This is a genomic window from Shinella sp. S4-D37 (genome assembly GCF_040812195.1).
GTDB lineage: Bacteria > Pseudomonadota > Alphaproteobacteria > Rhizobiales > Rhizobiaceae > Shinella.
In genome coordinates this window covers 2,156,371-2,170,056 of record NZ_JBFNXL010000005.1, presented here as the reverse complement: position 1 = coordinate 2,170,056, position 13,686 = coordinate 2,156,371, and the positions used below count along the sequence as shown (strand labels likewise).

The window sequence follows — 13,686 nt, the reverse complement described above, 5'->3', positions numbered from 1 at the left end:
GCTGTTCTCCAGGATCAGCGTGCAAGGGTGGAGGCGAGGGCCTCGATACGGTTCAGGATGTCCTTGAGGGGAATGCGCAGTCTTGCGGCCTTCGCCTCGTTGAGGTCGAAGGGCGGGGCCTCGGTGGCAAGGTGGCTCGCCTGCGCAAGCTCCATCTGGATGGCGTGCACGCCGGTCTCCGGCCTGCCGTAGTGGCGCACCGTCCAGCCGCCCTTGAAGCGGCCGTTGAGGATGCTGGTATAGCCCTCGGCCTTGGCGCAGATTTCGAACGTCGCCGTTTCGATTTCCCTGGCGCAGGTGCGGCCCATGTCGGTGCCGACATTGAAATCCGGCAGCCGGCCTTCGAAGAGGAAGGGGATATGCGAGCGGATCGAGTGGCAATCGTAGAGGATCGCCACGCCATGGATCGCCTTCACACGCTCGATCTCAGCGGCGAGAGCCGCATGGTAAGGCGCATGGAAATTGGCGAGCCGATAGGCGATATCGGCTTCGGTCGGCGCTTTGCCGTCCTTCCAGATCGGCTTGCCGTCGAAATCCGTTTCCGGAACGAGGCCCGTCGTGTTCTGGCCGGGGTAGAGGCTGACGCCGGCCGGATCCCGGTTGGCGTCGATGACATAGCGGTGGAACGTGGCCCGCACCGTCGTTGCATCCGGCAGGAGGCCGGCATAGAGGCGCTCGATGTGCCAGTCCGTATCGGCGAGGAGGCGGCCGTTGTCGTTCAGGCGCTCCCATATGTCGGCCGGCACATCCGTGCCGGTATGCGGGAAGGCGAGGATGACGGGCGAGGTGCCCTGGTGAAGTTCGAACAGCGTCACCTTACGCCTCCAGAACCGGCAGGATGCCCTTGGTGAGCGAGGCGGCGAGGGCGCCGGAGGAGACGAAGGTGCCGGCGGCGGCAAGGTCGGGCGCCATGTAGCGGTCTTCTTCCAGCGTCGCGACGACCGTGCGCAGCGCGGCGACGACCTTCTGCAATTCCGGGCTGGTGACGAGCGGGGCGCGGAACTCGATGCCTTGGGCGGCCGTCAGCGCCTCGATGCCGACGATGGCGGAGAGGTTTTCGGTCATGCGCAAGAGGCGGCGGGCGCCGTGGCAGGCCATGGAGACGTGGTCTTCCTGGTTGGCGGAGGTCGGCGTCGAATCGACCGAGGCCGGATGCGCCATCTGCTTGTTCTCGCTCATCAGCGCGGCCGAGGTGACTTCCGCGATCATCAGGCCGGAATTGAGGCCCGGCTTCCTGGCGAGGAAGGCCGGCAGGCCGAAGGAGAGGGCGGGATCGACGAGCAGCGCGATGCGGCGCTGGGCGATGGCGCCGATCTCGCAGGTCGCAATCGCGATCTGGTCGGCGGCGAAGGCGACGGGCTCGGCATGGAAGTTGCCGCCCGACACGACGCTGTCGTCGGAAAGGACCAGCGGGTTGTCGGTGACGGCGTTGGCCTCGATTTCGAGCGTGCGCGCGGCGGAGCGCAGGAGGTCGAGGCAGGCGCCGTCGACCTGCGGCTGGCAGCGGATGCAATAGGGGTCCTGCACGCGCTCGTCGCCGGTGATGTGGCTTTCGCGGATGACGGAACCGGCAAGCAGCGCGCGCAGCGCGGATGCGGCGTCGATCTGGCCCTTGTGGCCGCGCAGCGTGTGGATATCCGGATGGAACGGTGCGGAGGAGCCCATGGCGGCATCGGTGGAAAGCGCCCCGGTGACGAGGGCGGCCTGGGCGGCGCGGTGCGCGCGGAAGAGGCCGGCCAGCGCCAGGGCGGTCGAGACCTGCGTGCCGTTGATGAGGGCAAGCCCCTCCTTGGCGGCGAGGACGACGGGCGTAAGACCGGCCTTTTCAAGCGCCTTGCCGCCGGAAAGGCGCTCGCCGGCATGATAGGCCTCGCCTTCGCCGATCATCACCGCCGTCATGTGGGCGAGGGGGGCGAGGTCGCCGGAAGCGCCGACGGAGCCCTGTTCCGGAATGACCGGGATGACGCCCTTCGCCTGCATCGCCTCGATGAGGCGCACAACCTCGATGCGCACGCCGGACGCGCCGCGGCCGAGCGAGATCAGCTTCAGCGCCATGATGAGGCGCACGATGTTTTCGGCAAGCGGTTTGCCGACGCCGCAGCAATGCGACAGGATCAGGTTGCGCTGGAGCGTCGCGACGTCCGCCGGCGCGATCTTGATGGAGGCGAGTTTGCCGAAGCCGGTATTGATGCCGTAGACCGGCTCGTCGCCGCCGGCGATTTGCGCGATGCGCGCGGCGGCCTTCTGAATTCCGGCGTCGAAGGACGCGTCGAGCCGGGCAGCTTCGCCGGTCCAGTAGATGGTCTCAAGGGTTTTCAAGGGCACGGAGCCCGGATGGAGCGTGATCGTCATGGTACGGTTCCCGATGCAGCGCTGTGCTGCGTATTGAATGGATCAGTGTCCGCTGCGGATACGGGCATGCATGGGGTTGTAGCCCATGCGATAGACCAGTTCCGCCGGCCGGCCGATGTCCCAGAGGACGAAATCGGCCCATTTCCCGGCTTCGAGCGTTCCCACCTCGTCGACGAGGCCAAGGGCACGGGCGGCCTCGCGCGTCGCGCCGGCGATGCATTCCGTGACGGTCATGCCGAAGAGGGTCGCGGCCATGTTCATGGTGAGGAGCAGCGAGGTGAGCGGCGAGGTGCCGGGATTGGCGTCCGTCGCGACGGCCATCCGGACGCCGTGCTTGCGGAAGAGATCGACCGGCGGCTTCTTCGTTTCGCGGATGAAATAGAAGGCGCCGGGCAGGATGACGGCGACGGTGCCGGCCTTCGCCATCGCCGCCGCGCCCGCATCGTCGGTATATTCGAGGTGATCAGCCGACAGCGCGCCGTAGCGGGCGGCCATTTCCGCGCCGTGCAGGTTGGAAAGCTGGTCGGCATGCAGTTTCACCGGCAGGCCGTGCGCCTTGGCGGCGTCGAACACCCTGGCCATCTCCTCCGGCGAGAAGGCGATGCCCTCGCAGAAACCGTCGACGGCATCGGCAAGCCCTTCGGCCGCGACGGCCGGCAGCATCTCACCGACGACCTTGTCGATATAGGCCGTCTTGTCGCCGTTCATTTCCGGCGGCAGCACATGGGCGCCGAGGAAGGTGGTGCGCACGGTGACGTCGCGCGTCTCGGCAATTCGCCGCGCGGCACGCAGGGATTTCACCTCGTTCTCGGTGTCGAGGCCGTAGCCGGATTTCAGTTCGACGGTGGTCACGCCCTCGGCGATCAGCGCATCGAGGCGGGGGAGGGTCTGACGCACCAGTTCGTCCTCGCTCGCGACGCGCAGCGCCTTGACGGAGGAGACGATGCCGCCGCCGGCCCGGGCGATCTCCTCATAGGAGGCGCCGGCTAGGCGCAGCTCGAATTCGTGGGCGCGGTCGCCGGCATGGACGAGATGGGTATGGCAGTCGATGAGGCCGGGCGTGATCCAGCGGCCTTCGCAGTCGATGGTCTGCGCGGCGGAGAATTCGGCGGGAAGCTCGGCCTCGGGCCCGGCAAAGGCGATGCGGCCGTCTTGGACGGCGATCGCGCCGTTCTCGATAATGCCGAGGTCCGGCAGGCTCTCCTTGAGCGTCGCAAGCCGGGCATTGCGCCAGACCCGGGGACTGTCCTTTTCCGGTGTCGTCATCGTGATTGCCTCTTCCCTGTGATGAAGATAATGTATATACATAATTGAGAGGGCGCAAGAGCCAATTTGCGGGCGCGGCGCTAGGGATGCACGATCGGGAGAAGGAACGGGCGATGGCGATCATTCATGCAAGGCAGGCGCTGCTTGCGGGCGGCTGGGCGAAGGATGTCCGCATAAGCATTGCGGACGGCCGCATCGCGACGCTTCAAACCGGCGCCGCGCCGGCGCCTGGCGACGAGCGCCACGACGCCATCGTCGCCGGCATGCCGAACCTGCACAGCCACGCCTTCCAGCGCGGCATGGCGGGGCTGGCGGAAACGCGCGGGCCGGGCAGCGATTCGTTCTGGAGCTGGCGCAATGTCATGTACCGCTTCGCGCTGTCGATGACGCCCGACGACGTGGAGGCCGTTGCCGGCCAGCTCTATGTGGAGATGCTGGAGGCCGGCTTCACCCGCGTCGGCGAGTTCCACTATCTGCACCATGACAAGGACGGCGGGCACTATGCCGATATCGCCGAGATGGCCGCGCGCATCGCCGCCGCGGCGTCTAAGACCGGCATCGCGCTGACGCTGCTGCCCGTTTTCTACGCCCATGCCGGCTTCGGCGGCACCGCGCCGGGCGAGGGCCAGCGCCGCTTCATCAGCGACCGGCAGTCCTATGCCACATTGCTGGAGCGCTGCCGTGCGCTGACCGATGCGCTGCCGGGAGGCATCACCGGCGTCGCCCCGCACAGCCTGCGCGCCGTCACCCCGGACGAGCTTTCCGACGTCGTGGGTATGGCGGGTGACGCGCCGGTCCACATCCATATCTCCGAGCAGGTCAAGGAAGTGGAGGACAGCCTCGCCTGGTCCGGCCGCCGCCCGGTGGAGTGGCTGCTCGACAACCAGGCGGTCGACGGCCGCTGGTGCTTCATCCACGCGACGCACATGAGCGAGGCCGAGACGCGCGGCATGGCGAAGGCCGGCGCGATCGCCGGCCTCTGCCCGGTGACGGAGGCCAATCTCGGCGACGGCACCTTCCCGGCGCCGGATTTCCTTGCCCATGGCGGCCGTTTCGGCGTCGGTTCGGATTCCAACGTGCTGATCGGCCTGCCGGACGAATTGCGCCAGCTTGAATATTCTCAGCGCCTCGCCCACCGCGCCCGCAACGTGCTTGCCGCCCCCGGCGGCTCGACGGGCCGGGCGCTCTTCGACGGCGCGCTGCTCGGCGGCGCGGCGGCGCTCGGCGTCGAACCTGGCCTTTCGGCCGGCAGGCCCGCCGATTTCGTCAGCCTGAAGGCCCGGCACGGCCTCGATCTTGCCGGCGACGCGCTGCTCGACGGCTGGATCTTCGCCAATGGCGCGGCGGTCGATTGCGTTTGGGTCAACGGCCGAAGGCAGGTCGAGGGCGGCCGCCATGTGGCGCACGAGGCGATCGGCCGGCGCTTCACGGCCGCCATGCGGGCCCTGGCCGAGGCCTGAAGACGTATTGAAAGGCGGCCCCGCCTTTCCTATGACTTTTTAGACCGGGCGAATCTGCGCCCGGCAAGCGCGGAGGCGACCATTTCCACTCTCGGGGACAACAGGCAGGCCGAGGCCAAGGAGCCCTCGCTGCACCGCCGCATCCTGGAGGATGTGGAGGGCAGGATCCTTTCGGGCGAGTGGCCGCCGGGCCACCGCATCCCCTTCGAGCACGAACTGACCGAGCAGTACCAGTGCTCGCGCATGACGGTGAACAAGGCGATCACCGAACTCGTCAAGCGCGGCCTGATCGAGCGCCGGCGCAAGTCCGGCAGCTATGTCACCCATCCGCACGCCCAGTCGGCGGTGCTGGAAATCCACGATATCCGCCTGGAGGTCGAATCGCTCGGCCTGCCGTATCGCTACGCGCGGCGCACGCGGGTAAACCGCGCCGCGAAGGCCGCCGACCGGCGGCTGATGGAGCTTTCCGAAAAGGCCCGGCTGACGGACATTTCCGCCCTGCATTTCGCCGGCGCGCAGCCGTTTTGCCTGGAAGACCGCCTCATCAACCTCGAAGCGGTGCCGGAAGCGGCCGACGAGAGCTTCGAGGATACCGCGCCGGGCGCCTGGCTGATCAGCCGCGTGCCCTGGAGCGCCGCCGAGCACCGCATCCGCGCGGTCGGCGCCGATGCCCGCGCCGCCGAACTCCTGGCGATCGCGCCCGGCACGCCCTGCCTCGTCGTGGAGCGCCGCACCTGGAGCGGCGGCCTCTACGTCACCCATGTGCGGCTGACCTATCCCGGCGAGAAGCACGAATTGGTCGCCGAGTTCGCGCCCTCGCATCCCAAACAGGGCGCGTAGGGCCTATGCCCCGCCGGGCACATGCTCGGACCGGACGGTCGCATAGTAGGGCGCGAGCGCCGGGGCGGCCTCGATCAGCGTGTCGAAGGCCGCATCGTCGGCGGTGAGCCGCCCGGCATACTTGTCCTCGACGAAACGGGCATGCAGCGCCTTCGCCGCGTCCGGCAGGGCGCGAATGGCGGTGAAGACGGGGGCGGCGACGCTGCGACCCTTGACGGTGATGCGGTCGAGTTCGAGCACCGCGAAATCCGCCGCCGCCAGCCCGGCCGTGCTTTCGCCGATCAGCAGCGGCACGCCATAGGCCTTCGAGGCACCCTCCAGGCGCGAGGCGAGGTTCACCGCATCGCCGAGCACCGAATAGTCGAAGCGCTGCGAGGAGCCCATGTTGCCGACCACGCATTCGCCGGTGTTGATGCCGATACCGATGCGCAGCGCATGGTAGGGGCTGCCGCTTCCCGCGGCCTCCGCCTGCAGCTTCGCGTTCAGCGTCGCCATCACGTCGAGCATGTCGAGCGCGGCGGCCACGGCATGGCGGGCGTGGTCCTCGTCGTCGAGCGGCGCGTTCCAGAAGGCCATCACGCAGTCGCCGATATATTTGTCGATCGTTCCGCCGTGCTGCAGCACGATGTCCGAGAGCGGCGTCAGCAGCCGGTTGATCAGCGTCGTCAACTGCTCCGGGTCGTCCTTCATCGTCTCGGCGATGGTAGTGAAGCCGCGCACGTCGCAAAACAGGATGGAGAGCGTGCGCCGCTCGCCGCCGAGCTTGAGCTGGGAGGGATCGCGCGCGAGGCGCTCGACGAGGGTGGGCGAGAGATACTGCGAGAAGGCACGCACGATCTCGCGGCGCCGGCGCCGCTCCTCCGCGTAATCGAGCGCCGTCTGGCCCGCCGCGACCAGAAGGAGCGCGATGGTGGGGCCGATGGGGGAGACGAAGAGGTGGGCCTCGCGCAGGAGCGCGAAGCTGAGGAGGGCGAGCGCCACGCTTGCAAGGCCGCCGAGCACGGCCGTCTGCCAGCGCGTCGCGCGGCGCACGATCGCCGCCGCGAGCAGGGCGGCGAGCGCGACGGCGAGGATGGAAAGCGGCGTGCCGGCCCGCGCGATCGCAGCGCCTGCGGTGAGATTGTCGAGGATCGTCGCCTGGATTTCCGCGCCCGACACCAGCCGCCCGGTATGGACCGTATAGGGCGTGGCGAAAGCGTCCGCGCCGCCGGAATTGATGACGGGCGCATTCTGCAGGCTGAGGCCGACGATGACCACGCGGCCCCTGAACGTATCCTTCGGCAGCATGTTTTCCGGATCGAGCGCCTGGTAATAGGAGACCGTCGGATAGCTGCGCGCGGGGCCGAAGGATTGCAGCAGCTTGTCCTCCGGTGAGACCGCGGCCTTGCCCGCGATGCGGGCGAGCGCGAGCGCAAAACCGTCCTCGTAGCGCGGCAGGTCGCGGAAGACGCCGTCGCCGCCGAGCGTGATCGCGGCGATGCCCGTCGCCGCGCCCGCTTCGGTGAAGGCCGGCAGCGGGGTCGTGCGCAGAAGCTGTTCGGCCTGCGGCGTGACGATGACGCTCTCGTCGCCGGCCAGCACCACGTCCGGGCCGAGCGTTGCGGCAAAGGCGGCATCGGAGGCGGGATTGGACGGCTCGGCGAAGATGATGTCGAGGCCGATCGCCGTGGCGCCGGCCCGGCGCAGGCTTTCCACCAGCCGGCCGTGCAGCTCGCGCGGCCAGGGCCATTGCGCATTGATCTCCGCGAGCGACGGCTCGTCGATCGCGACGACCACCGGGCCGCCCGCCGGCGGGCGCGGATCGTCGATGGTGGAAAGATAGTCGAAGGCGCGCAGGTCCGCGAGCGACCAGGCCGGAAGCTGCGCGAGCGCCGACACGAGCGCGCTGACCGCAAGGGCGAGCACGGCCAGCCGGCGGGTGCGGCGCGACCAGCGATGGGGAAGGCGCAGCGCCGCGCTCATGCGCGGCTCCCGGCGGCACGCCGCGAGGCTGATAAGGTCGGCGGGCCGGGCGGCGGGCTGAGGTTCTGCATGCAACCAGAACTCGTCATCCCCCTGAAAAAGTCAAGCGGCGGCAAGGCCCGGCCGTTGCTTTCCCAAGGCACTCGGCTATCAGGGAGCGAATGCAGGAAGGATAGAGGCGACATGACGGCACAGGAAACGCGGCAGACCGGCCTGGAGCGGGCCCTCGACGGCACGCAGGGCATCGCGCTGGAACATTTCGATCATCTGCGCCGCATCAACGACGTCTTCTACGACCAGGTGAAGATCTCCGACCAGAAGGCCGCCTATATCTTCACCTTCATGATCGCGCTGCTGGTCACCTCCACCGAAAGCCGCGCCGTCTTCACCTGGGCGCGCTATGCAGAGGGCAACCTCACGACGATCGTGTTCTCCGGCCTGCTCGCCTTCGCGCTGATCTTCTCCATCGTCTCGGCGATCCTCGTCGTGCTGCCGCGCCGCGTCGACAAGGCGACCTCGCTGTTCTGGGGCGCCTGGCCGCATCACCGCGAGGGTTTTCGCAAGGCGGCGCAAGAGCGCGATATCGGCTATCTCTTCGAACAGTACCTGCAGAATGCCGACGTCATGGCCTCCATCGCCCGCGACAAGTACCGCTTCGTCGGCTTCGCCTTCCGCGGCCTCCTGATGACGGTCATCGCCTATGTCGCGCTGCTCGCGACGCGCTAGGGGCTGACGCGATCGCCGATTCCAGCCGCGCCCGGACGGACGGGATCGATCCCGGGGCGACGGATTTCATCCTCCAGGCCGGCCTTCGGCCGCGCATTGCCGGCGCATGACGAGCGTTGCGACGGCAAGTCGTTCCTCGACGGCGTCCCGCTCGGCGATCAGCGTGCGCAGAGCCTCCAGCGCATCGCCGTTGTGAAGGGCGAGGATCTCGGCGGCCTCCTCGCGCACGATACCGCCCTGTCGTCGCATGGGCATCATTGCAGCCGCAGCTCCAGCTGGGCCTTGGATTTCAGCACATAGAGAGGCTTGGCGACCGCCTCCAGCTTGCGCTGGAATTCCGCCCGGTGCGCCTGCTGTTTCTCGCGCAGGGCCCGGCAGGCGGCAACTTCGGCCAGGGCTCGTTCGACGGCATCGCTTCGCATCGGCACCTCCGTTTTGTTCCCTGTATGTTCTTATTTTTCGCAACGCCTGTCAAGTGTGATGCGCCCGGCGGGCGTCAGACGGAAACGGGCGCGTCGACGAGCCGGCGAAGCGCGTCGCTGTCGCGGAAGCACAGGACCTCTATCGGTTCCTGCTTGCCGGCCAGCATGACGGGCGCGAAGGTGAAGTCGTGCGGTTCGCCCGCCGCCATCAGGACCGCCTCCTTCGAGGCGATCAGCGTTGCGCCCAATTGCTTGGTCTGGGCCTCCAGGCGCGCGGCGACATTGCCGGTGTCGCCGAGGAAGGGCATGCCTTCAAGGCCGCCCGTCCATTCCGTTCCGATCACCGCGACCCCGACATGCAGGCCGATGCCGATGCGCAGCGGCTCGCTCAGCTCCTGTCGCAGCTCGCCGTTCAGCGCGTCGATCCCCTCCCACAGACGCAGCGCCGCCCGAAAGGCGTCGCGCGCCGCATCATGCGTCGGCCCGTCGGTGCCGAAGACGCTCATGACGCCGTCGCCGGCGATGTTCGTCACATGGCCGCCGCTCGCCCGCACCGCCGAGGACACGGCCTTGATGTAGCGCTCGACGATGAAGAAGGTGTCGTAGGGCAGGCGATCGTCGGCAAGCCGCGTGGATTGGCGCAGGTCGACGAAGAGCGCCGCCACCTCCGCCTCCCGGCGGGCCGCCGCCGGCCCCAGCCCGCCCTTCGCCGGCTGCGCCGCGGCGGCGGAATGGACGAGCGGCACGACGGCAAGGTCGTGGTCCGGCCGGATCTGGCAGGCGAGCCGCACCGCGGGCGGGGCCCCGATGCGCCGCAGGAGGCGCTGCTCGTCGCCGCCGGGCGGCGGCAGCGTCTCGCCGCCGGCGGTGACCTCGACGCGACAGGTCGAACAGCGGCCGCGCCCGCCGCAGATGGAGGCATGCGGAATGGCCGACCAGCGGCTCGCCTCCAGCACGCTGAAGCCGACGGGAACGGAGACGACGCGGCCGCCGGGATAGGTGATCCGGACCGAATCGAACCGCGTGGCATGCCAGTCCCGCGCCATGCGCAGGATGAGGATGCCGGCCAGCAGCGCGAGATAGCCCATGGTGAGGCGGTTTGCGATCGCGTTGGCCTCGGCCGCCGCGGCCGCGCCGGGCGAACCCGGCAGGTCGACAAGGCCGGGCCGCAGCACGCCGGCGCCCTGGGCCGCGAGATCGCGCATGTCGAGACCCGCATTGATGAAGCCGAGCACCGCCAGCACCGGCAGCAGGGTGGCGAGCGACATCAGGACCGGCACATGGCGCGGATACCACGGTTTTCCGCGCAGCCAGGCGCGCACGCCGATGCAGCCGTGGATCCACACGACGAGGATCAGCAGGAACTGGCGGGGCAGGGCGACGTCGGGGCTGAGGACCCAGAGCATGTAGACGGTCTTGTCGAAATCGATTCGCGCGCCGTAGACGCCCTTCAGATAGGCGATCGCCCCGGCATGGGCGAAGAGCACGGCCGGGATCGCCAGGCCGAAGACCAGCTGCACGGCATCGACCGTCGGAAGCCGCAGATGGCGCCGCCGGTAGAGCGCCCGCAGCCCGAGGGCCGCGTGGATGGTGAGCCCGCCGTAAAGCAGCACCCGCCCCGGCAGGCTCTGCCACGGCTCGAAGAGCACCGTGCCGGCCATCTCCATCGCCGCCAGCGAGCGGATGCCGAAGGCCTGGTTGAGGAGGTGCATCGTCGCATAGAGGAAGAGGATCAGCCCCGTCCACTGCCGAAGCCGGCGCAAGAACGCGCGGGAGACCGCCGGGCGCTCGTCGGTTTCACTGCCAAGACGCTGTTCCGGCGTCACCTTGCCGCTCAAGCAGAACCCCTCATATGCGTTCCATCCGCGCAATCCTGCCCGATCTGTCGGCGGATTGCCGGTGCATGGACATCATAGACCGAACTTTCGCTGCAAATCCGCTCTTTTCTCAGTCAACTAGTGGCTCAGGTCCTGATTGCAATCGGAATTTGCCTCCCGCAGGACAATTCTCCGCGATCTGCGGCAAGCCTTGGAAAGGACGGTTCCCCGCGCCAAGCGCGCGCTGAATTCATTTATGAAATTGAATTTTCGGGGAAAATGGTGGGCGATGAGAGACTCGAACTCCCGACATCCTCGGTGTAAACGAGGCGCTCTACCAACTGAGCTAATCGCCCGCCGCGTTGGTGGCCGTGATCTATGCGGAACCGGATCAATCCGCAAGAGGCAATCGCAAAGTTTTTGCATTTTTTTGAATGCGGCCATGGCGATGCGGGAGGCTGTGGAAACATTTTCGGACGCGTCATTCTTTTGTCGTGAAACCTGCTTGACACCCAAAGGCGAACCCCTTAGTTAGCCGCTCATCGAACGGCTCAAGGCCGCTCGGGACGGATGGTTCGCCATCCGGTCGCTTTCGAGGATGCGGGTGTAGCTCAGTTGGTTAGAGTGCCGGCCTGTCACGCCGGAGGTCGCGGGTTCGAGCCCCGTCACTCGCGCCACTCGAAGGGCCGGACGAACCATGCGGGGCCGCAAGGCCACAAGATGCGCGGGTGTAGCTCAGTCGGTTAGAGTGCCGGCCTGTCACGCCGGAGGTCGCGGGTTCGAGCCCCGTCACTCGCGCCATTTTTTCTTCTCCTCCATATATCTGGCGCCGTTTCTTCACGCGATGCTTCATATGATGCGATCGAATCGGCGGGGCGATGCTTCGTGTGGTCTCTCGCGGATAATCGGACTTCGTCTTGCTGGTGCAGATTGACGCACCTCAAGCCGCCGTTTGGCGTGATCCCGATGCCAATTGGAGGTGGGGCAGGGCAGGCGAAGTGATTTCTCTTCGCACCTGCGGCGAAACGCCCGGAATGCCGCCCGTCATGAAATCGTAACGATTTAAATGGCTTTGCCACCTGCCTTTCCGGGCGGTCGGGAAAACAGCACAATGATTGCGGCGAAAGCCGGACAAAGCCTTGCGCGGTTGCTCTCACTGCGCTAACGACGTGGCGTTGCAACATACTTTTTCGGCTTGCAGGTCACCGACCAACAGGCGTCTTCCCGGCGCCAGCAGCAGGCAGGATGGACGCCAATGACTGAACTTCTCGGTTCCTATATCCCGATCGCCATCTTCATCGGTATCGCGCTCGTGATCGGCATTGCACTGCTGGTCGCGCCGTTTGCCGTCGCATACAAGGCCCCCGATTCGGAAAAGCTCTCCGCTTACGAGTGCGGCTTCAATGCGTTCGACGATGCGCGCATGAAATTCGATATCCGCTTCTACCTGGTGTCGATCCTCTTCATCATCTTCGACCTCGAAGTCGCCTTCCTCTTCCCCTGGGCCGTCTCCTTCGGCGACCTGGGCTGGTTCGGCTTCTGGTCGATGATGGTCTTCCTCGGTGTGCTGACCATCGGCTTTATCTACGAATGGAAGAAGGGAGCGCTCGAATGGGAGTAGCCCACACCAACAACACACTCGTCGCGCCGCAGGCCAAGGGGATCATCGATCCCAATACCGGCAAGCCCATCGGCAGCAACGACGCCTTCTTCGGCGAGATCAACAACGAACTCGCCGACAAGGGCTTTCTCGTCACCTCGACCGACGAGCTCATCACCTGGGCCCGCACCGGCTCGCTGATGTGGATGACCTTCGGCCTTGCCTGCTGCGCCGTGGAAATGATGCAGCTTTCGATGCCGCGTTACGACGTCGAGCGCTTCGGCTTCGCCCCGCGCGCTAGCCCACGCCAGTCCGACGTCATGATCGTCGCCGGCACGCTGACCAACAAGATGGCGCCCGCGCTGCGCAAGGTCTACGACCAGATGCCCGAGCCGCGCTACGTCATCTCGATGGGCTCGTGCGCCAATGGCGGCGGCTATTATCACTATTCCTATTCGGTGGTGCGCGGCTGCGACCGCGTCGTGCCGGTCGATATCTATGTACCAGGCTGTCCTCCCACGGCGGAAGCGCTCCTCTACGGCGTGCTCCTGCTGCAGAAGAAGATCCGCCGGACCGGTACGATCGAACGTTAAGGGCAGGGGACTTTAAGATATGAGCGAAGCCCTCCAGGAGCTTTCCTCCCATATCGGCGAAGCGGCGGGCAACCTCGTCGCCGCCGCCGATATCGCCTTTGGCGAACTCACCCTGAAGACGGACGGTGCGCGCATCCTCGATCTTCTGACCTTCCTGCGCGACGACGTGCAGTGCGGCTTCGTCAACCTCGTCGATATCTGCGGCGTGGACTGGCCGGCTCGCGCCGAGCGTTTCGACGTCGTCTACCACCTCTTGTCGCCGCGCCAGAACGTGCGCATCCGCGTCAAGGTGGCGACCGGCGAGGACCAGCCCGTTCCCTCCGCCTGCGCGGTCTATCCGGGCGCCGACTGGTTCGAGCGCGAAGCCTACGACATGTACGGCATTCTCTTCACCGGTCACCCGGACCTGCGCCGCATCCTCACCGACTACGGCTTCGAGGGGCACCCGCTGCGCAAGGATTTCCCGACGACCGGCTTCGTGGAGGTGCGCTACGACGACGAGGTCAAGCGCGTCGTGTACGAGCCCGTCGAACTGAAGCAGGAATTCCGCAACTTCGACTTCCTCTCCCCCTGGGAAGGCACGGACTATGTGCTGCCGGGCGACGAGAAGGCGAAGCAGAACTGATTTTGGGTCGCGCGGCCCGAAAG

General features: G+C 67.0%; 13 protein-coding genes and 3 tRNA genes. 8 read left to right on the top strand and 8 right to left on the bottom strand.

What is annotated here, in order from left to right:
• Nucleotides 1-14: 14 nt before the first annotated feature.
• From hutG to hutI, 3 genes are read right to left on the bottom strand one after another with little or no spacing between them, the layout of a single operon-like run.
• The gene (hutG, locus tag AB3G45_RS18075) at nucleotides 15-815 is read right to left on the bottom strand and encodes an N-formylglutamate deformylase (RefSeq protein ID WP_367831849.1); all 801 of its coding nucleotides are present in this window, start codon (nucleotides 813-815) and stop codon (nucleotides 15-17) included.
• Nucleotide 816: 1 nt separating this feature from the next.
• Nucleotides 817-2,352, bottom strand: a complete 1,536-nt coding sequence (hutH, locus tag AB3G45_RS18070; RefSeq protein WP_367831848.1) for a histidine ammonia-lyase — start codon at nucleotides 2,350-2,352, stop codon at nucleotides 817-819.
• A gap of 42 nt (nucleotides 2,353-2,394) precedes the next feature.
• Nucleotides 2,395-3,618 carry an imidazolonepropionase gene (gene hutI, locus AB3G45_RS18065; RefSeq protein WP_367831847.1) on the bottom strand — a complete coding sequence of 408 codons (1,224 nt, stop codon included), beginning with the start codon at nucleotides 3,616-3,618 and terminating at the stop codon, nucleotides 2,395-2,397.
• 113 nt (nucleotides 3,619-3,731) lie between these two features.
• On the opposite strand from hutI, the gene AB3G45_RS18060 reads away from it, so the two are divergent.
• A complete protein-coding gene (locus AB3G45_RS18060) occupies nucleotides 3,732-5,078 on the top strand; it encodes a formimidoylglutamate deiminase (RefSeq protein WP_367831846.1) in 1,347 nt (448 codons plus the stop codon).
• A gap of 81 nt (nucleotides 5,079-5,159) precedes the next feature.
• Nucleotides 5,160-5,918 carry a histidine utilization repressor gene (gene hutC, locus AB3G45_RS18055; RefSeq protein ID WP_367833617.1) on the top strand — a complete coding sequence of 253 codons (759 nt, stop codon included), beginning with the start codon at nucleotides 5,160-5,162 and terminating at the stop codon, nucleotides 5,916-5,918.
• Nucleotides 5,919-5,921: 3 nt separating this feature from the next.
• On the opposite strand, the gene AB3G45_RS18050 is transcribed toward hutC, so the two are convergent.
• The gene (locus AB3G45_RS18050) at nucleotides 5,922-7,880 is read right to left on the bottom strand and encodes a CHASE2 domain-containing protein (protein ID WP_367831845.1); all 1,959 of its coding nucleotides are present in this window, start codon (nucleotides 7,878-7,880) and stop codon (nucleotides 5,922-5,924) included.
• 183 nt (nucleotides 7,881-8,063) lie between these two features.
• Between AB3G45_RS18050 and AB3G45_RS18045 the strand changes: the two genes are divergently transcribed.
• Nucleotides 8,064-8,606 (top strand): Pycsar system effector family protein, encoded by a 543-nt coding sequence (locus AB3G45_RS18045; RefSeq protein WP_367831844.1) that lies wholly within the window; start codon nucleotides 8,064-8,066, stop codon nucleotides 8,604-8,606.
• A 66-nt stretch (nucleotides 8,607-8,672) separates the two neighbouring features.
• Here the strand turns inward: AB3G45_RS18045 and AB3G45_RS18040 are convergent, their stop codons facing one another.
• The 4 genes from AB3G45_RS18040 to AB3G45_RS18025 form a co-directional block, all read right to left on the bottom strand.
• The gene (locus AB3G45_RS18040; protein WP_367831843.1) at nucleotides 8,673-8,855 is read right to left on the bottom strand and encodes a hypothetical protein; all 183 of its coding nucleotides are present in this window, start codon (nucleotides 8,853-8,855) and stop codon (nucleotides 8,673-8,675) included.
• Between the two features lie 5 nt (nucleotides 8,856-8,860).
• Entirely contained in the window at nucleotides 8,861-9,028 is a 168-nt protein-coding gene (locus tag AB3G45_RS18035; protein ID WP_367831842.1) for a hypothetical protein, read from the bottom strand.
• 74 nt (nucleotides 9,029-9,102) lie between these two features.
• Nucleotides 9,103-10,866: an adenylate/guanylate cyclase domain-containing protein gene (locus AB3G45_RS18030; RefSeq protein WP_367831841.1), complete on the bottom strand. Its 1,764-nt coding sequence runs from the start codon at nucleotides 10,864-10,866 to the stop codon at nucleotides 9,103-9,105.
• Nucleotides 10,867-11,125: 259 nt separating this feature from the next.
• A tRNA-Val gene (locus AB3G45_RS18025) sits at nucleotides 11,126-11,201 on the bottom strand.
• Between the two features lie 244 nt (nucleotides 11,202-11,445).
• On the opposite strand from AB3G45_RS18025, the gene AB3G45_RS18020 reads away from it, so the two are divergent.
• From AB3G45_RS18020 to AB3G45_RS18000, 5 genes are all read left to right on the top strand, one after another.
• Nucleotides 11,446-11,522 (top strand) — tRNA-Asp (locus tag AB3G45_RS18020).
• Nucleotides 11,523-11,569: 47 nt separating this feature from the next.
• Nucleotides 11,570-11,646: transfer RNA gene (locus AB3G45_RS18015), tRNA-Asp, on the top strand.
• Nucleotides 11,647-12,100: 454 nt separating this feature from the next.
• Entirely contained in the window at nucleotides 12,101-12,466 is a 366-nt protein-coding gene (locus tag AB3G45_RS18010; RefSeq protein WP_367831840.1) for an NADH-quinone oxidoreductase subunit A, read from the top strand.
• Nucleotides 12,457-13,038: an NADH-quinone oxidoreductase subunit B family protein gene (locus AB3G45_RS18005; protein WP_367831839.1), complete on the top strand. Its 582-nt coding sequence runs from the start codon at nucleotides 12,457-12,459 to the stop codon at nucleotides 13,036-13,038. The genes AB3G45_RS18010 and AB3G45_RS18005 overlap by 10 nt, the downstream gene beginning before the upstream one ends.
• A 19-nt stretch (nucleotides 13,039-13,057) precedes the next feature.
• Nucleotides 13,058-13,663 carry an NADH-quinone oxidoreductase subunit C gene (locus AB3G45_RS18000; protein ID WP_367831838.1) on the top strand — a complete coding sequence of 202 codons (606 nt, stop codon included), beginning with the start codon at nucleotides 13,058-13,060 and terminating at the stop codon, nucleotides 13,661-13,663.
• Nucleotides 13,664-13,686: the final 23 nt, after the last annotated feature.

Excerpts from the sequence above, each read along its gene's own strand:
- hutH (WP_367831848.1), bottom strand. The coding sequence starts at position 2,352 with ATGACGATCACGCTCCATCCGGGCTCCGTGCCCTTGAAAACCCTTGAG.
- hutI (WP_367831847.1), bottom strand. The coding sequence starts at position 3,618 with ATGACGACACCGGAAAAGGACAGTCCCCGGGTCTGGCGCAATGCCCGG.
- AB3G45_RS18060 (WP_367831846.1), top strand. The coding sequence starts at position 3,732 with ATGGCGATCATTCATGCAAGGCAGGCGCTGCTTGCGGGCGGCTGGGCG.
- AB3G45_RS18050 (WP_367831845.1), bottom strand. The coding sequence starts at position 7,880 with ATGAGCGCGGCGCTGCGCCTTCCCCATCGCTGGTCGCGCCGCACCCGC.
- AB3G45_RS18045 (WP_367831844.1), top strand. The coding sequence starts at position 8,064 with ATGACGGCACAGGAAACGCGGCAGACCGGCCTGGAGCGGGCCCTCGAC.
- AB3G45_RS18040 (WP_367831843.1), bottom strand. The coding sequence starts at position 8,855 with ATGCGACGACAGGGCGGTATCGTGCGCGAGGAGGCCGCCGAGATCCTC.
- AB3G45_RS18035 (WP_367831842.1), bottom strand. The coding sequence starts at position 9,028 with ATGCGAAGCGATGCCGTCGAACGAGCCCTGGCCGAAGTTGCCGCCTGC.
- AB3G45_RS18010 (WP_367831840.1), top strand. The coding sequence starts at position 12,101 with ATGACTGAACTTCTCGGTTCCTATATCCCGATCGCCATCTTCATCGGT.
- AB3G45_RS18005 (WP_367831839.1), top strand. The coding sequence starts at position 12,457 with ATGGGAGTAGCCCACACCAACAACACACTCGTCGCGCCGCAGGCCAAG.
- AB3G45_RS18000 (WP_367831838.1), top strand. The coding sequence starts at position 13,058 with ATGAGCGAAGCCCTCCAGGAGCTTTCCTCCCATATCGGCGAAGCGGCG.